Origin of the sequence: Aureliella helgolandensis, from assembly GCF_007752135.1 — a bacterium.
In the GTDB taxonomy this organism is placed as follows: domain Bacteria; phylum Planctomycetota; class Planctomycetia; order Pirellulales; family Pirellulaceae; genus Aureliella; species Aureliella helgolandensis.
This window is the reverse complement of record NZ_CP036298.1, coordinates 3,434,438-3,453,683: the sequence shown is the minus strand read 5'-3', so window position 1 is coordinate 3,453,683 and position 19,246 is coordinate 3,434,438. Positions and strand designations below refer to the sequence as shown.

The 19,246-nt window shown below is 54.3% G+C and carries 15 protein-coding genes; 7 read left to right on the top strand and 8 right to left on the bottom strand.

Features of this window, described 5'->3' with window-relative positions:
* The first annotated feature begins 16 nt into the window (after positions 1-16).
* From deoC to Q31a_RS12270, 3 genes are all read left to right on the top strand, one after another.
* Complete coding sequence (gene deoC, locus Q31a_RS12280) at positions 17-742, top strand: deoxyribose-phosphate aldolase (RefSeq protein ID WP_145077959.1); 726 nt, start codon at positions 17-19, stop codon at positions 740-742.
* A 197-nt stretch (positions 743-939) separates the two neighbouring features.
* Positions 940-1,956, top strand: a complete 1,017-nt coding sequence (locus Q31a_RS12275; RefSeq protein ID WP_145077957.1) for a hypothetical protein — start codon at positions 940-942, stop codon at positions 1,954-1,956.
* Entirely contained in the window at positions 1,956-2,702 is a 747-nt protein-coding gene (locus Q31a_RS12270) for a hypothetical protein (protein WP_145077955.1), read from the top strand. Before Q31a_RS12275 ends, Q31a_RS12270 begins: the two co-directional genes overlap by 1 nt.
* A gap of 234 nt (positions 2,703-2,936) precedes the next feature.
* On the opposite strand, the gene Q31a_RS12265 is transcribed toward Q31a_RS12270, so the two are convergent.
* The 5 genes from Q31a_RS12265 to ilvB form a co-directional block, all read right to left on the bottom strand.
* Positions 2,937-3,365, bottom strand: coding sequence for a DoxX family protein (locus tag Q31a_RS12265; protein ID WP_145077953.1), 429 nt, complete (start codon positions 3,363-3,365; stop codon positions 2,937-2,939).
* A 43-nt stretch (positions 3,366-3,408) separates the two neighbouring features.
* Complete coding sequence (locus Q31a_RS12260; protein ID WP_145077951.1) at positions 3,409-3,885, bottom strand: MarR family winged helix-turn-helix transcriptional regulator; 477 nt, start codon at positions 3,883-3,885, stop codon at positions 3,409-3,411.
* 172 nt (positions 3,886-4,057) lie between these two features.
* The gene (locus Q31a_RS12255) at positions 4,058-4,555 is read right to left on the bottom strand and encodes an NUDIX hydrolase (RefSeq protein ID WP_145087204.1); all 498 of its coding nucleotides are present in this window, start codon (positions 4,553-4,555) and stop codon (positions 4,058-4,060) included.
* A gap of 36 nt (positions 4,556-4,591) precedes the next feature.
* Positions 4,592-5,113, bottom strand: coding sequence for a ribosomal protein S18-alanine N-acetyltransferase (gene rimI / locus Q31a_RS12250; protein ID WP_231691172.1), 522 nt, complete (start codon positions 5,111-5,113; stop codon positions 4,592-4,594).
* Positions 5,114-5,588: 475 nt separating this feature from the next.
* Positions 5,589-7,364, bottom strand: a complete 1,776-nt coding sequence (gene ilvB / locus Q31a_RS12245) for a biosynthetic-type acetolactate synthase large subunit (protein WP_231691171.1) — start codon at positions 7,362-7,364, stop codon at positions 5,589-5,591.
* Positions 7,365-7,736: 372 nt separating this feature from the next.
* On the opposite strand from ilvB, the gene Q31a_RS12240 reads away from it, so the two are divergent.
* Entirely contained in the window at positions 7,737-8,129 is a 393-nt protein-coding gene (locus tag Q31a_RS12240) for a fluoride efflux transporter FluC (protein WP_197356773.1), read from the top strand.
* A 19-nt stretch (positions 8,130-8,148) separates the two neighbouring features.
* Here Q31a_RS12240 and Q31a_RS12235 read toward each other — a convergent pair whose 3' ends face one another.
* Positions 8,149-8,964, bottom strand: coding sequence for a polyprenol monophosphomannose synthase (locus Q31a_RS12235; protein ID WP_145077947.1), 816 nt, complete (start codon positions 8,962-8,964; stop codon positions 8,149-8,151).
* 10 nt (positions 8,965-8,974) lie between these two features.
* Positions 8,975-11,812, bottom strand: coding sequence for a leucine--tRNA ligase (gene leuS / locus Q31a_RS12230; protein ID WP_145077945.1), 2,838 nt, complete (start codon positions 11,810-11,812; stop codon positions 8,975-8,977).
* Positions 11,813-12,699: 887 nt separating this feature from the next.
* Between leuS and Q31a_RS12225 the strand changes: the two genes are divergently transcribed.
* On the top strand, positions 12,700-13,674 hold the full coding sequence (locus Q31a_RS12225; RefSeq protein ID WP_197356772.1) for an SMP-30/gluconolactonase/LRE family protein: 975 nt from the start codon (positions 12,700-12,702) through the stop codon (positions 13,672-13,674).
* A 225-nt stretch (positions 13,675-13,899) separates the two neighbouring features.
* Here Q31a_RS12225 and Q31a_RS12220 read toward each other — a convergent pair whose 3' ends face one another.
* On the bottom strand, positions 13,900-14,937 hold the full coding sequence (locus tag Q31a_RS12220; protein WP_145077941.1) for a DUF6807 domain-containing protein: 1,038 nt from the start codon (positions 14,935-14,937) through the stop codon (positions 13,900-13,902).
* A gap of 253 nt (positions 14,938-15,190) precedes the next feature.
* On the opposite strand from Q31a_RS12220, the gene Q31a_RS12215 reads away from it, so the two are divergent.
* Together Q31a_RS12215 and Q31a_RS12210 are read left to right on the top strand one after the other, a co-directional pair.
* On the top strand, positions 15,191-16,498 hold the full coding sequence (locus tag Q31a_RS12215; protein ID WP_231691170.1) for a glucuronyl esterase domain-containing protein: 1,308 nt from the start codon (positions 15,191-15,193) through the stop codon (positions 16,496-16,498).
* 89 nt (positions 16,499-16,587) lie between these two features.
* Entirely contained in the window at positions 16,588-18,870 is a 2,283-nt protein-coding gene (locus Q31a_RS12210; protein ID WP_145077939.1) for a hypothetical protein, read from the top strand.
* Positions 18,871-19,246 lie beyond the last annotated feature (376 nt).

Here is a 19,246-nt window from a genome sequence, read left to right as displayed (position 1 = left end):
AAGCAAAGTCACTACGATGGATGATTACAACTACCAAGATCTTTCCAAAATGATTGATCACTCCCTGCTCACTCCCACGCTCACCACCAAGGAGCTCGACGCAGGCCTGCAACTCGCCATTGCCTACGATGTGGCCAGCGTCTGCATCCTGCCGTATTACCTAAAAGAGTGTGCCACCGCACTGCGTGGGAGCACGATCAAGGCCTCCACAACCATTGGATTTCCGCATGGTGGGCATACGACGGCAATAAAACGCGCAGAAGCTGAGCAGGCGCTGCAAGATGGTTGCGAAGAATTTGATATGGTCGTCAACATTTCCCAGGTTTTGAGCGGAGCATGGGACTACGTTCAACAGGATATCGCCGCGGTGATCGACGTCGCGCATGGCGGTGGTCAAAAGGTGAAAGTCATCTTTGAGAATTGCTACCTCACCGACGATCAAAAGATTCAACTTTGCCGCATTTGCACCGAACTGAAAGCCGACTGGGTGAAAACGTCTACCGGCTATGGTACTGGTGGAGCAACGCATGCAGACCTCAAATTGATGCGTGAACACTCGGGCAGCCATGTTCAAGTCAAAGCCGCGGGGGGAGTTCGCGACCTTGAATCCCTATTGGCAGTTCGCGCCCTCGGCGTTAGCCGTTGTGGTGCCAGCCGCACAAGCCAAATGCTAGGCGAAGCCCGAGAGAAGCTGGGGCTCCCTCCGATCGCCAACACAGCGACCACCAGCGGCGGCTACTAGCCCGAAGTTCAGAGGGCACCAAACCTCTGAATTTGAAAAGTGGAAGAGAACTGCAACCTGTTCAGTCCTCGCGGACAGACTGGCAGCTTACACCTCGAGTATTTTGCTCGAGCCCTACAGCACCAAGCCTTCAGCCCCGCAAAACCGCTGAGGCTTGCAAGGTCGAGCATGGATCGCATAGTTGGAGCAATAGGCTGGTGGCTAACATTCCTACGGATGAAGGGTGTATTGATCAGCAAGTGCGTTGGGACGCTCAACGCTGCGGCGAGATCGCCGAAAAATTGCGGCACTTGAATTTGCCGCTCCCTGTAGAAGCGGTGCCCAAGCTCCCGTTCGACGCTGCCCAACAGGCCAATTTTTGGTTCTTCCTAGCAGCCATTTGCCATCAAACTTCCCCCCGCGGGCTGCCAACCCTGGAGGGCAGGATTGACCAGGAATACTATCGCGGTTGGGACTACCTGCTGCACGCGTTTCGCTTGGCAGCAATGGCAGACCCAACGTTCCTGTCCCCTGCGTCTTGGGCCGAATTCACAGAAAACGAGTTGCATACCATTTTTGGAGGCTTGCTAACAGAACGCGCCCAGCGCGCAACATTGATTCGGAATCTGGGGCAGAATCTGACCTTGAGAAATTGGAACTCGATTCTCCCCGCTGCCGAGTTCTGTGAATTTCGTATCGACGGCAAGACCCCCTGCTTACTCTCCTTCTTGGCTCTGTTTGACGCCTTCAATGATCCCGTGGAGAAAAAATCGGCATTCTTCCTTGCACTGATGAGTAACAGTGGCTTATGGAAGTATGCAGACCCCGATTCACTTCCCGCGCCGATCGATTACCACGAAGTTCGAGGGCACCTACGACTGGGAACCGTCTTGTTGAGCGGAGAACTCCAACGTCAAGTACTCGCACACGAATTTGTGAGTGCTCGAGCAGATATAGCAATTCGTTCGACCGTTCGCCGAGCCATCGACCTTATCGCCTCTCAAACAGAATATTCACCGAATCGCCTGCACTACTTTTTCTGGAATCTTTTTCGGACCTACTGCGTTCGAGATACCCCCGCTTGCGATGGCCGAAACCTGCCGCTGCTTCCAGTGCAGTATGCAGCCTGCCTTTCCCAAGAGGACCAAGGAGAATGCCCGTTCCGGAGTCATTGCGATTCAGCCAATCAACAGCATGCCGTCAATGAACATCGTGTTGTAACGGAGTACTACTGATGAGTCGAAAAGAAGCCGGTAGCCAGGCTGCAGAGAGTGACAACGAACTACACTTCAGTTTCGTGGAACTACTCTTTTCACTAGCGGTTGCGGAAATCGCACTCCGCTTCGCCGATGTAGTCGATAACGCTGGACCGAAGTTTCTAGAGGCGGAATGCTGGCCCGCCTACTGCCACTTACTGCTGGCACTCTTACTGATTACCACCAGCTGGATTGGGTGGGGAAAGGCGTCGCGTGCACGACGCAACATCCACCTCTCCTCGGTCTACTCTCCCGACTTCGCCGAGCTCATGATCGACGTATTTTTAGTCGTCGTCTACTTTGTACTCGTCCGGAAAACTGAAACCGTCGATGCAGACTTAAATGTGAATCTTTCCATGCGGCCGGAAGCGGTCTGCCTAGCTGCCGTATTCATTCTCTACTTCATGTGGGATTTCATCTCCAAGTTTCCCTTGAGAATGAGTCGCGATGGAACGCCATACGGCTGGAAACCCATTCTCACGCGTGGCAAGACTTCGCTCACCTGCGCGCTTCTGGCACTGATCGCTGCGGTCTACAGTTGGCATGTCGCCACTAGCGTTTACCAGGTCATCGCTTTTGATCTATCCGCAATGGGATTAATCATACTATTTCGCGAACTGAAGGAAGCGGGCTCTCACTGCCCAGTAGGCTGGCAATGGTGGCGTGTTATCGTCTCAGCCGCCATTTATGCGATTCCAATCGCATTGATTCGCTATATTCCCTGACGGTGTTTGCGATCGCAGGGAAGCCGGAATTTCCTCCCAAGGAAGCGTACGCAAGCAGCCGGTTTCGGCCAACCGGCTCCCCTGATCTCCGGCTCCCCAGATCTCGGGCTTGCTGAAATAGCGACCCGCTGGGTAAGCAAGCACAGATGGCGACTGCAATAGGAGGACTGGAGACGCCTTGCCGACACCTCTAAACCATCCAGCGGTCGCGGCGGAGGTTATCACTGCGGGACACTAATCGACCGTCTTAGTACTAGCCAACTTTCCATCCAAGCTGAATGCACCGGGACCATTGGCGAACAGGAAGACCATGACGCCCAACATCGACAGGTTCTTCATGAACTGGATCATCTGCAATTCGGCTGCCCGTCCCTCTTCATTCCAGAAATCATGGAAATAATAGGTGGCCAGTACCAAGAACACAGCCAACAGCACCGCGCCGATGCGGGTCCTGAAGCCGGCCATCACCGACAAACTTCCCAGCAGCAGGAATACGATTCCTCCCACCAACATCAATTTCGGTTGAGGAACTCCTGCGGCACTCATGTACTCAACAACACCATTGAAATTGGGAATCTTGTTACCCACAGCACTTAGTAGGAAGATTGTGCTGATCATTGCTCGACCAACGAGCGACAAGAGTCCATGAGTAAGGGATGACATGCGGCAAACCTTTCTGCGATTGATTGCTTCCCAAGCCAGCCAACTAGCTTGGCTTTCGCGCCCGAAAGAGCAACTGATTCAATTGGCTTAATTCTGCCTTCGACAAGCCTTGAAACTGCTGGGAATGCAGGCTCTCCAGCGGCCCATCCAGCCGTTTCAACTTCCTACGCGCGGTGGGTGTCAACGTGATCCAAACTACCCGACGATCTTCCTCACATCGTTCGCGTTTGATCAAGTCCGACTTTTCCAATCGCTCGATCAAACGCGTAATATCGGTTTGGCGCGTGATCATTCGCTCTGCGATCTGGTAGATCTGCAGCGGCCGCCCCTCGCCACGCAGAATTCGCAGGGCGTTGTACTGAGGAGCCGACAAGCCGTGTTGCTTGAAAAGATGCGAGAACTTCGTGGAAAGGTTCTCGTAAGTACGCGCAAGATTCAGGTACGCTTCCTGCTGTGGGCTGGAGAAAGCGTTCTTCTTCCCAATCTCGTCTGCTAGGCTTTGATGATTCGTGTCTGACATAGACCCACTATGTGTTACAACAGGCATATTGTCAAGCAGGCATGCCTCGGCAACCGCCCCACAACAACGCAGCCAGCCTTCATCCCACAAGCCGCGGAAGCAACAACAACAAAACCAAAACCACACAACGCGTTGCGGATCGCAACTGACAAACCACAAAGCTTACGAAATGCTAGCGATGGTATCGCAGGAAGTAGAATAGAGCCGACATCGACTTAGAATCCTGAATTTGCCCATCCCTTAACATCCCATCCAACTCTTCAAGCTCAACAGGCTGGATTGCGATTTGCTCACCGATCTCCAATGCCTGAGCACCTGGGGTCAGCCCCGTTGCCACATACGCATACATACGCTCATTGAGGATTCCGGGCGACATATAGAATTCGCACAACAGAGTCAGTGACTGGCAGCGAAACCCCGTCTCTTCAACCAATTCGCGGCGAGCCGCTTCCAACGGAGGCTCCGGCGGTTCGAGGGTACCGGCAGGCAGCTCAAGTAATTCTTGCTCCACCGCAATCCGGTAGTTGCGAATCAAACAGACGCGTCCATCATCCAGCACTGGAATAATTACCACAGCGCCAGGATGAAGCACCACATCCTTCTGAACCTGCCGACCGTCATGCAATGTTTGCGTAACTCGCTCGACGGTAAATCGATCACTGGTAAGCAAGGTTTGCCGCTCAGGCTTCTTGGAAGACTCCACGCATCACCCTGCCAGGCGGCGCGAAGCTTCATCGGCCGGAGCAAGTTCTTCGGAAGTAGGACGATACCGCAACTGCATCAAATATGCATCTTCGGTGGTATCCTCGTAGAAATCTCGCAGCACGGAGATGGCTCGAAATCCGACACCTTTGAAAAACAACTGCGCGTCGAGGTTTGTCTCACGCACCTCAAGCATGATTCGGTTGCGACGGTCCATCGATAGTTTGCTACGCAACTTCTCGACCATTGCATGACCAATCGCGTTGCGGCGCATCAGTGGATTCACTGCAAAATTCAGCAGGTGCAAGCGATTCTTGTGGAGTTCATAGATCATAAAACCTACCACCTGATCGTCGCGTTCAGCGACCATTCCGATGCAGTTGCGCTGTCGCAAGCACCGAATGAATTCATCTTCGCTCCAGGGAAACTCGAAACTCGCCTCTTCAATGGCAAGCACCGAAGGCATGTCCCGGCGAATCATCCAGCGAATATGCACACAGGATTGACTGCTCTCTGCCGATGGCATCTGGTTCCCTCCACTCGTGTTTGGTAGGCAGCGATAAACTCTAGGTTCGTTTCTCACGGGCTGCGTTTTGACGCTGCCCAGCGACGTGCCGGATAGTAGCAAATTGGCCGCTCAACTCCAATACGGAATCAGACACCGCCTCACCATTTTCCGGAAGGCGTCCCACCACGAAGGGTGCCATTTGCGTTGCGCCAAACGGGAGCGGTAGGACCTGCAATCTTTTGCTTGCATCACCAATCACGGCGAGACCGAGCAAGGAAGCTGCAGTAGTCCATTGCCTTTGACGAGCCCATTGCCGCCCAGCACCGAATTTGCGCCGTGCATTCTATAAAAAAAGCTCAACCGTTTTACGGGTTGAGCTCTTGAAGTGGAATAGTTTGCGGACTGTCGCAGCGACTACTTTAGTCAGCCTAAACGACCTAGTCTCAACCACGTTGCCTAAACGCCGCCGCTGGCCCCAACCGCTACACCAAGGCTACTTCAGCAACATATCGTCGACCGTCTTACCGCCCGGGATCATTGGCAATACATGCTCTTGATAGGGGACCATGACATCCAGGACGAACGGGCCTGGGTATTTAATCATCTCCTCCAGTGCACCGCGGAGGTCTTGCTTCTTGCTGACCGTGGCCGCCCCACAACCATACCCCTTAGCGATATCCACAAAGTTCGGATAGCGATCCTCAACAATAGCGTGACTATCGGTAACCCCCTTACCACTGGCCTCTTCGTGATCGATGGGACCGAGATAGGTATGGGCCCGATTGCTATTCTCAAAGCGATCTTCCCATTGCACGACCATTCCCAAGTGCTGATTGTTGAGCAACAGAACTTTGACCGGCAGCTTTTCGCAATACAGGGTTGCCAGCTCTTGAATGTTCATTTGAAAACTACCATCGCCATCGATGTCCACGACCAACGCATTGGGATTCGCGGCCTGTACTCCCATGGCTGCCGGCAAGCCGAAGCCCATCGTCCCCAACCCCGAGGAGCTTAGCCACTGCCGTGGCTTGCGGAAATTGTAGAACTGAGCAGCCCACATTTGGTGCTGTCCCACGCCAACGGTAATGAAGGTCTCGCGGTCTTGAGTCAGGTTCGAGAGTTCACGGATGGCATGTTGTTGAAGAATCCCATCAAAGGACTCATCATAAGCAAACGGGAATTTCTGCTTTAGCTGCTTGCAGTTCTTCACCCAATCCGAAATATCTTCGGGTGGCTCGACAATCTTGTTGAGCTCGGTCAAGGCATACTTGACGTCACTACAAACGGGAATGTGGGCAATTTTGTTCTTGTTCAGTTCCGAAGCATCGATATCGACGTGGATAATCTTTGCATTCTTCGCAAAGGCCTCCAGCTTCCCTGTGACGCGATCGTCAAAGCGAACGCCGAGGGCAATCAGCAGATCGCAGTCGCGAACCGCGTAGTTCGCATAGGCGGCACCATGCATCCCCAGCATATCAAGAGAGAGCTCACTGTCGTTGGGATACAATCCCAATCCCATCACAGTCATCGTCGTGGGGATGCCAGTCTTGTCAATCAACGTCCTCAGCTCTTCCGAACCTTCCGACGCGATCACTCCGCCACCACAGTATAAAATCGGACGCTTCGAATGCTTGATCGCTGCAGCAATTTGACGAATCTGTTCGGGATGCGCGGTAGGAGTCTTCGTGCGGTAACCGGGTAGGTTCATCGCAACCTCCCAATCCACGCTGCACTTATCCATCTGCACGTCCTTGGGCATATCGACCAATACTGGGCCTGGTCGTCCAGTCGTCGCCACATGAAACGCTTCCTTCATCACTCGCGCAACATCGTTGACGCTGGTCACCAAATAGTGATGCTTGGTAATGCTGCGGCACACCTCAACCATAGGCGTCTCTTGAAACGCATCGGTCCCAATGACAGGCGTAGGCACTTGCCCAGTGATGGCAATCAACGGAATACTGTCCAGCTTGGCATCTGCAATCGCTGTCACCAGATTCGTCGCTCCGGGCCCACTGGTGGCCATCACTACCGCAGGCTTCCCCGTGCTGCGCGCCATTCCCTGCGAAGCGAACCCGCCGCCTTGCTCATGACGAGGCAAGATCGTCCGAATATTTGCCGACTGTCGCGTTAAAGCCTGGTGCATCGGCATACTGCAACCGCCCGGGTAGGCGAATATGACCTCCACACCGTGATCCACAAGCGATTGAACCAGAATATCAGCTCCGGTCATCACTTCAGTACCACGTTTTGTTTCAGCAGTTGCCATATTGCATTTCTCCTTGATCACTAACCATACCTTTGGCTGAATTAACCTTTGGCCGTCTTAGATAGCACAAATCCGTCACCGCGACGGTCCACTCACCAACTAGACAGCCCAACCGCGGAAAAGCTCGCGGAAAGTTGTGGTAGTATGAATCCATTAATTTAAAGTTGTAGAGATAGGACACATCACAGGCTTAAAAGCTTCGGTAGCCAAAATTTGCGAGCCATTCGCGTTTTGGCCCCTTTTTCTCCTAGGCTGTTCAGGCGCAGATTCGGGATGCATGTGAATGGTATAAGAATAAGGGAACAATGGCGGATCTTCAACCGAAAACAGCCCCCCCAACGACAGGAAACTGACGCGGGTGAAAGGATAAGTATGAAAGAGTGGATCGCAGTGGCGCTGGGGGGGATGGCAGGGGCAACCCTGCGTCACGCACTAACGGTGTGCGCCACTACACTAACACCCACCTGGGTGCTCCTCGCAACCCTTATTGCCAATTCCGTGGGGTGTTTCGCCATCGGCCTACTAGCTGCCGCAACGCTCCATCACGACACCCAAAACCACTGGCTTACCCTGGGCGCTCGAGTCGGCCTTCTTGGGGGGTTAACAACTTTCAGCAGTTTTGCCCTCGATCTCGTCCGCACCTGGCAATCTGGCAAGCACGGAGTCTCCGCTGCGCTAGCCACCGCACATCTCGTGCTTGGAATTCTGGCAGTGCTCATTGGCATGAGTCTGGCCCGCTATTGCCTCAAAGCGGCCAATGGATAGCGTCCAAGGCCAACCACATTCACCGCCGGAAGGCTAGGCGGTGAATCACTCCGAGCGCTCCCAACGCATCGCTCCAGCTTAGCTTGCTGTGGCCCAAATGCCGCGTTTCAAAGCGTATGGGCACTTCCGTAAATTGCGCCCCAACTTGCCGCAGTGCCACTAGTATTTCCTCCAAAAACCCATAGCCCGTGCAAGTCAGTTTCCGTAGGTTGAGCTCTCTCAACGTAGCGGTCCGATAGCACCGAAACGAGCCACTGCAGTCGCGAATTGGCAGACGCAGCATCCGCGTCGCATACCCGTTCAAGGCTTGGCTAATAATCCGCCGATGCCAGGGCAGACCTTCAAAGCCTCCTCCGTCTACGTACCGCGATCCAATGGCGACGTCATATTCCTTTCCCGATGGACTGACCGACTGGCAGGCGGCCAACAAACCTGGAATGCTCCCTGGATCGTGACTGTGATCGGCATCCAGGTTGACGAGGAATTGGTAATCGCGACTCAAGCCCCAATGAATGCCATCTCGCGTTGCCGTCCCCAACCCCTGCTTACCAGGCCGCGCCAGCAGCTGGATTCGTGGATTTTCACGAGAATACCGTTGGACGATCTCGCCGGTTCCATCCGGCGAATTGTCATCAACGACCAAGATGTCAGCCTGCGGAACATGCTGCTCGAGCAATTCGAACATCCGCGGAAGATTCCCTGCTTCGTTGTACGTGCACAATAGGATTAGAGTCGCTTCCCCTCCGGGCAGCTCCTCCTGGGACGACGATTGGGTATCCAAGTCTGACTCTCTGACCTGCGGGTGGCTTAGGGGCGGACCACATCGGTTTTCCATGACGAATTTGCTATTTGACGACAACGTTAAATAGTCGTCCCGGCACGGCAATGGTCTTCACAATCTGCTTGCCAGCAATCAACTCCTGAATGCGGGCGTCTGCCAACGCCAGGGTCTCCAATTCGGCTTTGGTGCATTCGGCAGAAACCGTGATCCGCGAACGCAGTTTACCGTTGACCTGCAGCGGAATCTCAATCTCGCTACTCTTGGTCATGGCCTCATCATACGTGGGCCAGTCTTCGTAGGCCAATGAAGCGGTGTGGCCTAGCAATTCCCACAGCTCCTCAGCCAAGTGAGGTGCCAAGGGGGAGAGTAGCAGTACGAAATCGGCCATAAGCTGCCTGGGCCGAACCTCCTCTTTGGTAAAGAAATTTACGAACTCCATCAATCGGGCAATTGCCGTGTTGTAACTCATGGAATCCAGCGCTTGAGTCACCGAAGCGATGGTGCGATGGAGCATTTGATTCTGCTCGAGCGTTGGCTCCACTGACTGGATCGCATCAATGAGAGCAACTTCCTCTGTCCGGTAATCGACAAACATCCTCCAGACGCGATCCAAAAAGTTGCGAACTCCGCTGACCCCTGACATGCTCCAGGGCTTGGTCGCTTCCAGTGGCCCCATGAACATTTCATAGAGCCGCAGTGAATCGGCACCGTACTCCTGGACGATTTCGTCGGGATTGACGACATTCCCACGGCTCTTCGACATTTTATGAGCACGACTATCGACCCGAATCGATTCGTCAGCGGCCAAGACAAAGGCATCTCCCTTCTTCTTGACGCTCGCCTCCTCCAGTTTGACCGAGACGACAACTGCCTTGGTTTTCAGACATGCCAGCTCGCCAGCATCGTTCTTTCCAACCTCGTTGGCCCCCATCCATTGTTCGTTGAGCTGGTACCCCGTGTACTCAACTTCGCCCAGAATCATCCCTTGGTTGACCAGCTTTTGAAACGGTTCGACGGTTGAAACGTAGCCGCGGTCAAACAGTACCTTATGCCAAAAACGCGCATACAGGAGATGCAGCACTGCATGCTCTGCCCCTCCCACATACAGATCGACCGGCATCCAAGCCTTTTCCTTGACGGGATCGCAAAAAGCGGCCTGGTTCTTAGGATCAATAAACCGCAGGTAGTACCAGCAAGAACCGGCCCATTGAGGCATCGTGTTCGTTTCGCGACGGTAACGCTTTCCATCTCGCTCAACATACAACCACTCGTCGGGAGATTTCCCCAGTGGTGGCTCGGGCCGCCCGTGCGGCTTGTAATCCTCTAGGTGCGGCAGGTTGAGCGGCAGCTCCTCTGGCTCAAGCGCCCGAATGGCACCCGTCGGCTGCCCCTCAGCATCCAATTCATGCAGAATTGGAAACGGCTCCCCCCAAAATCGCTGACGGCTGAAGAGCCAGTCTCGCAGTTTGTAATTCACCGCCTCTTGCCCAGCCCCTGCTGCCTGCAGCTCCTCCGTCAGTTGACTTTTGAGCTCGGCTGTGGACAGGCCATCGTGACTCCCCGAGTTGACGGCATGTCCCATCCCACCAAAACAACTTTTCCCTGCCAACACTTGTTCGCGCACGACATCCTTCGCATCCCCCGGATCCACCACAGGGATGATCGGCAGCGCGAACTGCTGAGCAAACTCAAAATCGCGTTGGTCGTGAGCGGGAACGGCCATAATGGCGCCCGTTCCATAACTAGCCAACACATAGTCGGCGATCCATATCGGCACCGGCCTGCCATTAACTGGATTGATCGCGTGCGCACCAGTGAAAACACCAGTCTTCTTTCTCGACTCAGATTCCGTACGCTCCCGATCACTCTTGAAAGATGCCGACTTGCAATACGCTTCAACTTCCTCACGCTGCGCGTCGCTCGTGATCGACTGTACTAAGGGATGCTCCGGTGCAACTACCATATAGGTGGCGCCAAACAAGGTATCCGGACGCGTCGTGTAAACTCGAAGACAATCGGATCCGGCGTCACGTGGAAAGCCACTCAGCTTGCGACCTGCCTGCCATGCTGCAAACTCCCCGTCCTCCCCGAGGAAGAAGTCGACCTCCGCCCCCGTACTGCGTCCAATCCATTCGCTCTGCAGCTTCTTAATCCCCGGCGACCAGTCCAAACCCTCCAAGTCGGAAATCAGGCGTTCTGCATACGAGGTAATCCGCAGCATCCACTGTCGCAACGGAATGCGCTGTACAGGATGGTCTCCCCGCTCACTCTTGCCATCGATGACCTCTTCATTCGCCAAAACGGTCCCCAGCGCTGGACACCAGTTGACTAAAGCGTCCCCTTGATAGGCCAAGCGATGAGAGTCGCGGTAGGCAGCTACAGAGGCTTCCCCCTCGTCCAAGACACTTTGCGGAATCGGCAATTCAGCAATGGGTCTTCCTCGCTGCTGTTCCGCGTCATACCAGGTATCGAACAACACCAGGAAAATCCACTGTGTCCAGCGGAAGTAATCCACGTCGGTCGTTGAAACCGTCCGCTCCCAGTCGTAACTGAATCCCAGCATCCTCAACTGCCGAGTAAACTCAGCAATGTTCTTTTCCGTCGACACACGCGGCGGAGTATTCGTCTTGATGGCGTGCTCTTCCGCTGGCAATCCAAACGCGTCAAATCCCATGGGATGGAGGACGGTCTTCCCCTGCATCCTCGCATAGCGGCAGACGATATCGGTGGCCGTGTACCCCTCCGGGTGCCCCACATGCAATCCCGAACCACTTGGGTATGGGAACATATCCAACACATACAGCTTTTCACCTTGCGGTAGGTCTGGCGTGCGAAAGGTATGATGAGAGTCCCAGTACTTTTGCCACTTGGGCTCGATTTCGGCAGGGTTATAACGTGGCATCGCAGAAATTGGTTTTGCTGGAATAGGAGGGGAGGTGAATGCTCGACCGCAATAAGCTAAGGGACTGATATCATGCATTCGATGGAACAGTTACCGCTCCGTCGGCAGCCAGGAAGTGGTTAGATTATGCCTACGAACCTTCCCTAATGCAAAGCCCTTAAATGCTAGCGCGAGCTCATTACGGTAAGGGTGAAGTGAGGTTCCGACCAGCCCTATTCCGACCAGAATGCAGTGTCCCCAGGGAATCCCAGGGAATCGTTCGCCTTCGTATGGCAGAATTGGGCGTCATCAACCGCCCAGGTAGTGAGCGCACTCACCGAGCATCCCGCCCATTACCACCGTGAAACCAAGCTGGAAGCGATCCGACAAACCTGACCTCCTGCGCAGGTATCCCATCGCCTGGGCAATACTGCCACCACTGCACTCGGCCAGCAGCCCGGTGGTTCGGTGTTGGGCCTTGTATTCGTTGAAGGGGTTTTGTGGATCGCACCGGCGTTGGCCACTGGCTTTACAGAATTGCTATTCACCCCAGACGTCCACGTGCGAAACAACCGTAAGCCGTTGCGTTGCGGGCTCGCCACTGGGCAGCTACACCCTCCCATGGAGGGGCTGCGTTACTACTCCTCTACCATCGTCCAACGACAATCCCTCACGACCGTTTTTTCAATCAAACCTGAAACGGGAATTCGGAAACAGGGACGGACGAAATTTGGGAACGCTACCGAGTCAGGTCCTCAGCGAGAGTTTCGCACCTAGGGCACGTTATCGGCTCCCAGCGAACTTCTGATCCCAGCGAAACGCCCCTTGCGCCAATCTGCTCACACTCTGCTTGCGCTACGGCTACAATGAGAGCCAGTTGAAAACGCCCCTAGCTCGGAGTGAAAATCTTGTATCACGGCATCTTGAACACACGATCCAATCAGACTCTCGCACTAGCCTGCTTGGCCACACTACTTTGCCTTGGCGTACCCCAAAGGGCGATTGGACAAGCGGTTTCGGAGCAACAAGCGACCGCAGCTAGCGAGCCGCTAACCAATCTACAGGCGTTTGGGAAAGTTGAGCAAATTGCCTCGGGCTTCCAATTCGTGGAAGGCCCTACCTGGTCAAGGGACGGTTCCCTGTACTTCACCGACATTCCAGCAGAATCGATTATGCGTTTAACATCCGCTGGAAACGTCGAGTTGTTCCTGAAACCATCTGGTTTCGCAAACGGCCTGCTCTTCGCCGGGGAACAGCGACTGCTTGCCTGCCAGATGGACGGCCAGTTGGTCGCTATCGATATTCACTCCAAGCAGGTCAAACCGTTAGCGACCGAATACCAAGGTGAACGCTTTAACGCCTGCAACGACCTTGCACTCGACCAGGTTGGTGGCATTTATTTCACCGATCCACGCTACCGAGCTCCCGAGCCCTGGCCGCAAGGCAAGGAAGCTTTCTATTACCGGGACGCCGCCGGGAAGATAACTCGTCTGGGCGATGACCTGCAAGCTCCCAACGGTATCGGCCTCTCTCCTGATGGCAAAACTCTGTACGTCATCCCATCGATGGCAAGTGAGATGATGTCCTACGAAGTCTTGAGTCCCGGAAAACTCGGCAACGCCCATGTTTTCTGCCGCCTCAAGCAGCTGGAAGATCAAACCAATGGAGGCGGCGATGGCATGGCTGTCGACTCGCAAGGCAATATTTACATCACCAGTGCTGCAGGCGTGCAAGTCTTCGGCCCGCATGGCGACGCCATCGGCATTATTGAGTGCCCCGAACATCCTGCGAATTGCGCCTTTGGCGGCCCGGATCGCAAGACCTTGTTCATCACAGCGCGAACCGGCCTCTATCAATGCCAGTGTCCAGTCACCGGGAATTAGCGTCCCCAGGCAAGCAAGCAGACCGGCCTGGCGGAGCCTCGCATTGGAATCGAGCTACAAGGGCTCCGTGGTCTGACCGGTCAATCGACCAGAACGCCTTCTCGCTCACCTGCTCACCTGCTCACCTGCTCACCTGCTCACCTGGCGGCAAGCAGGCTGCTTGCATTAAGCTGCACCTGTGAGAAGTAATACGAACGGCGTTCTCTCGGACGTTCATGCACAGCACTAGTCTAAATCTGGAAATTCCGTTTTCGCATAGTCCCCATATAGCTCGGCGACCTTCGCTTCTTCAGTATTTCCAGTATGGAGCAGTACGCGATAGCGGAAGAGTAGCTTCTCACCAGCGGGCAAGTCGACACCTGCCGTGGGGTCCTTCTGATTGAGGAAGTGGTGCACTCCGAATGGGTTAGCCGCAAACAGACCATAGGTTCTCACGTGCCAGCGGTTGGGGAAATGGAAGGTCGACGGATGGCAAAATATTGCGATTCCCAGCGTTTCGCCATCCACGGGTCCTACATAATCCACCCATTCCGCAGCCACGCCCCACGCCTTTGAGTCCTCGTCTCCATGGCTATTGATGATTTTGCCACCATCCTCATGATCAACCTTCATCGACTCTGCAATGCGAAGCCCAAAGGTCCCTTCCTTGGTATCTCCAAAGTTGACGGGACCATGGGTAGCGGTAAGGACAATCTCGCAGTCCAACCACCTCGCGTGGTTGTCCCCACCGAAGGTGAAGCGACGATGATCGCTTAAGACAGGCTCGCCGGCTGCCGTTTTCCAAAGATTTCGCGTGGCGAGAACCGCTTGCTCTCCGTCTTCCAGTTGGGTGAATTCGAGGTGCTCCGTGATGCCGCCCTCTCCGCCTTCCAACCAGAAATCGGTACCGTTAACGTCGCCATGCGTGAACCACAGCGACCGATGGTGGGGATGATCGTGCTTTTCATTTTCACTATCCGCCACCATGGGATAAGCTCGCGTCATCTGTTTACCTGTGGGCCCCACCAGTGGCCAGATGATGGGCTTGCTCATGCTCTTGGTCAAATAGTCGGCAACCAGAGTCCCATCGTTGAAGACACGCACTCCCTCAGCATGCTTTTCTAGGCGGAACTGCGCGGCAACTGGTTGCGCACAAACCATCAGTGTCAAGATGCTCAGGCAGGTGCACCAGAACAATCTAAAAGCGTCGAACGTCGATTCACAAGGCCAATTCTTACCCGGGCAAGCTACCAAGGAACGCTCTGGGACAATTCTAAAATGCATTGAAAGTGGGTCCGTTTCGAAAGGAACAAATGGGGAAATCAAGGCGAGTTTTCAATGGGGAACGGGCTGCGACCAAAACGCGGATCACCGAAAGCGGTATACTGTGCCCAGACCGCTGCCGCTGTCTGTTACTTTAGAAAACTTAGCTAAGGCAACGATGGTGATTGTTTCACTTGCCCCGCCCAACAGCCGGGCCATGAGTCGAACTCAATCGTAACCCATTTTGCATTCAAAATCATAGGATTACGAAACAATGAAGACATTTTTAAGAGGTTGCTCTGCGCAGCTATGCACGCTGTTCGTCGTCCTGTTGGCAACCTCGTTCACTACTTGTCCTTGCTCGGCTCAGTCTGAGAAATTTGTTGCAAACTACGACGAATCCCAAGTGCCCGACTATGAGCTGCCTCCTATCCTAGATGAAGTAACCGCTCAAGCAGATGACTTTCCGTCCGCCTGGGACGCGCGTCGCAGTCAGCTTCTCCAAACTTTCACCGAACAAATGTTTGGCTCCGTGCCAACCTCAGAATTTGAATTGCTTTTCGAAAAAGTGGAGCAGGCTCACTGCTTAGCGGGCAAGGGCATACGACAACAATGGAAGGTAACCATTTCCACCGAGAGTGGAACACTGCCGGTCACTCTATTGCTCTACACCCCCGCACAAGCAACCGGCCCAGTACCCACTTTCCTAGGGCTGAATTTTCATGGCAATCACACGATTGCAGCAGACCCTGAAATTCTTTTGACCGAGAGTTGGGTTCGCGACAGTAAGCCTCAAAGTGCGACCAACCATCAAGCGTCCGACGAGGGCCGGGGAAGCTCGAGTTCACGCTGGCCGATCGAATTGTTAATTGACAATGGACTGGGGCTGGCCACGGCCTACTACGGTGAGATTGATCCGGATACTGACGACCAGTTTGAGAATGGAATTCATGCACTTTTCCCAGACCACCGCCCATCCGCTGAAGCCCCCGATCGCTGGGGATCCATTGCCGCCTGGAGCTGGGGACTGTCGCGTTTGCTGGACTGCATGGAGCAAATTGATCAAGTCGATGCATCCAAGGTTGTCGTAATAGGGCATTCTCGACTTGGCAAGACATCCCTGTGGGCTGGAGCCACCGACCCCCGCTTTGCCGCCACGATATCTAACGATTCTGGCTGCGGCGGAGCGGCTCTGAGCCGCCGAGCGTTCGGAGAGACCGTATGGCGCATCAACACCTCTTTCCCTCACTGGTTCTGTGGCAATTTCAAGCAATACAATCGCAATGAAGCAGCCTTGCCCATCGATCAACACCAGTTGTTAGCCTTGCTTGCACCCCGCCCGCTATACGTTGCCAGCGCTTCGGAAGACCAATGGGCTGACCCGCGGGGTGAATTCCTTTCTGCCAAACTGGCAAGCGAGGTCTATGAGAGGTTTGAGCTACCGGGCTTGGCCTTGCAGGACCTCCCAAAGCCGAATACCGCTTCGATAGGCGTCGTCTCCTACCACTTGCGAGAAGGCACGCACAACATCGACAGCTGGGACTGGACGAACTACGTTCAGTTCATCAAACAGCTACAGTAAATAAAGCCACCCCCAAATTACCGGCCCAATTGCCTTCGTCAATTGGGATTTAGCCAACCATGTCCTAGCAGTAGTTTAACTTAAGTCCTATGAACCAATTTTTCGCTCGGGAGAACTTAGTAATGTTGTTGCCTTGGTATCGTGTTTTGACCACCACGCGGGCGAGTGTCCAGCGTCTGCAAGGGTGGTCGCTGCACACCCTGCTTATCGGTGTGTTGATCGCAGGCATCAGCGGACAAACGGCGTCGGCACAGGCGACTGCCACGAGCGAAGCACCTGCCATCACGCTGGCGGACACCGCGCTCACCCTTGCACCGCAAGATGCCGCTTTCTTCATGACGAACCTCAACATGCAAGCAGGCTGGCGTGAACTTGCAAATGGAAATTTTGTCACGCGTCTCCGGGCCGTGCCTTTTATCCAGCAGCTAGAAACTGAGTTCAACACGCAGTGGGAAAACCCTCAAGGCGAATTGGCGACAGCTAAAGGCATGCTTGATAATGTCATCGTTCAGGATGTCCTGCGATTGCTGCAAGAGATGGCCAGCCAGGAGATGTTCATCTACGGTGGTGACGACTGGTGTGAGGCCATTCAAGGCGTATTGGAATTCCAGAATGAGTTCACCAGCAAAATGTCCGAAGGCCCAGAGGCCATTCAGAGCTATGTCAATGGGCTGACAAAAGCGGACTTCGATCGCATTCAAATTCCAACAACAGTACTAGGTTTTCGAATTGTCGACGATGCCAACGCAAGGCAATTACTCGACTCGCTCGAGGCAATCATTCGCTTAGCTGGTATGCAAGCTGAAGAATTGCAGCCGCTCTTAGCAAACCTGCTGCGAGCCGATTTGGAGGATGGCCAAACTCTCACTTTGTTGCTGAATTCTTCGGTCATTCCGGCTGCAGCCTTTGAGAACATGGACGAAGAGGAAGCGGAGATCGCCCAAAAATTCATGGAGTTCGTGGAAGGACGCTCGCTTTCACTGACTCTGGGAATCCGCTCCAACATGGTTCTGCTCGTTATGAGCGAAGACATTGCGGCTGCTCAGGCTGTCGGTGAGAATGACACGAGTTTGCTAGACCACGAGCATCTGGAGCTGTTAAGCGAAGTCGAACCGAGCCAGTTGCGTTCCATCGCCTTTACCTCCAAGCGTTGGCGGGAAGCTCAGTGGAACGCCAGCTTTCATCGCTATTTCGAACGAGTGGGTGCACAACTTGGCTTGGCTCTTGGTAGCGATTCCGATCTGGGTGATCCTGAAGAACTCCAAGCATGGCACCAGGACATCCTAGAAGATGCGAGATGGATGGACCAACAACTCCAAGAACTGGGAGCCGATTCCGGAGACATGCTGGCCTGGAGCACCTCCACCGACGCCGGCTACGAAGGTTATGGGTACGACTGGAGCCAAAATCGATTTATGACGAATGCAGCACCACTGAGTATTCTCGATTATGCCGGAACCGCTCCAATAATACTGTTTGGGATCAAGCAGCAGCCATTGACGACGCTTGAGAAAGTATTCGAGCATCTTTTGGATCGCGCCCCCTACCATGTCCGTAAGATTATCCAGTTAGCCGAATCCGATTCCGAAGAAAGTGAAAAAGCACTGTTGGTGTTCGATCAAGCATGGCCACTAGCTCAAGAGGCATACGAAATCTATCGCGATAGGATTTCACCATCCCTCAAGGAACGAGAGACGTTGCTCTCAATCGCCGCTCAGTGGTCCACTGACACGCTCAACCCCAACTTTCCTAAAGCGACTCCTCCCCTGCCTCTTCCGGAAGTTGCCATCGCCTGCAGAGTCACCAATCGAGAAATGTTGATTGAAGGCTGCGTGGAACTGTTTGGTTTGATGGATCGTGTTCTTGATTTGGTTCGTGAAATGAATCCCAATGCTGTGCCCCCCGAGTATTCGATCCCGCGTCCCACCGAGGAATCGATCGCCGGTGGCTCCCGCTACTTCTACCCGGAACTGAATAATGAAGTTCCCCTTGAAGGATTTTCGCTGCAACTAGCACTCACCGAAGACGTTTTGGTAGTCGGTTACAGCGATCGCCAAATAGCGGACATGCTCCGCCCCAAGCCTTTGCGAACTCGCCCAGCCTGGCTAACACCGACGATGCCCGTCGCCGCGGTTAGCTACGCAGACTATGCAGCGATGTTTGCTGCGTTCCGGCCATGGATAGAATACGGGATCACGATGAGTACCGGTGATCTTGACGCTCCGCTGTTCGTTAGCCCTGGCCCCATTCCGACCGGGAACGATGTCTTGCAGATTTGGGATTGCTTCAGCTCCGCTGGTAAAGCGGCGGCGACGGTAAGCCTCAACGAGCAGGGAGTTACCGTCACTCATTGGTTCTGGTCCGCGAAGTAATTCGGCCCCGAGCCTTCGAGCTTACCGAAGCCCAAACCTCCTCTCCCAGCCAGCGCCGCTGGGTGAGGACTTTGGTTGAGAATTCGAATTGCGCTCGCTCAAGGCCAGCTCCTCGGTCTGCCCCCGCATTTCGTTCGAGAAGCAGTCCGTTCGAGAACTAGTGCCCATGCTTACGCTTTGGGCCTTGTGTTCTAATCAGATAGCCCGCGTCCTCAAGCGACGCGGTTTGCCTCGACAACCGATCGGGGCGTGTCCTGCTTCTCTTATCGCGCTGCGACACCACGCAGCGACGCGGAAACAATCGCTCTCAATCGTGCGGCCCGTGAGCGAAATCGTGAACTTCCGATGCTGCTCCTCTCCTCCTCTCCTCCGCCCT

What these genes read in the sequence shown, in the direction of transcription:
- deoC (WP_145077959.1), top strand. Translation starts at nt 17, where the DNA reads ATGGATGATTACAACTACCAAGATCTTTCCAAAATGATTGATCACTCC.
- Q31a_RS12270 (WP_145077955.1), top strand. Translation starts at nt 1,956, where the DNA reads ATGAGTCGAAAAGAAGCCGGTAGCCAGGCTGCAGAGAGTGACAACGAA.
- Q31a_RS12265 (WP_145077953.1), bottom strand. Translation starts at nt 3,365, where the DNA reads ATGTCATCCCTTACTCATGGACTCTTGTCGCTCGTTGGTCGAGCAATG.
- Q31a_RS12260 (WP_145077951.1), bottom strand. Translation starts at nt 3,885, where the DNA reads ATGTCAGACACGAATCATCAAAGCCTAGCAGACGAGATTGGGAAGAAG.
- rimI (WP_231691172.1), bottom strand. Translation starts at nt 5,113, where the DNA reads ATGCCATCGGCAGAGAGCAGTCAATCCTGTGTGCATATTCGCTGGATG.
- ilvB (WP_231691171.1), bottom strand. Translation starts at nt 7,364, where the DNA reads ATGGCAACTGCTGAAACAAAACGTGGTACTGAAGTGATGACCGGAGCT.
- Q31a_RS12240 (WP_197356773.1), top strand. Translation starts at nt 7,737, where the DNA reads ATGAAAGAGTGGATCGCAGTGGCGCTGGGGGGGATGGCAGGGGCAACC.
- Q31a_RS12235 (WP_145077947.1), bottom strand. Translation starts at nt 8,964, where the DNA reads ATGGAAAACCGATGTGGTCCGCCCCTAAGCCACCCGCAGGTCAGAGAG.
- leuS (WP_145077945.1), bottom strand. Translation starts at nt 11,812, where the DNA reads ATGCCACGTTATAACCCTGCCGAAATCGAGCCCAAGTGGCAAAAGTAC.
- Q31a_RS12220 (WP_145077941.1), bottom strand. Translation starts at nt 14,937, where the DNA reads ATGCATTTTAGAATTGTCCCAGAGCGTTCCTTGGTAGCTTGCCCGGGT.
- Q31a_RS12215 (WP_231691170.1), top strand. Translation starts at nt 15,191, where the DNA reads ATGAAGACATTTTTAAGAGGTTGCTCTGCGCAGCTATGCACGCTGTTC.
- Q31a_RS12210 (WP_145077939.1), top strand. Translation starts at nt 16,588, where the DNA reads ATGAACCAATTTTTCGCTCGGGAGAACTTAGTAATGTTGTTGCCTTGG.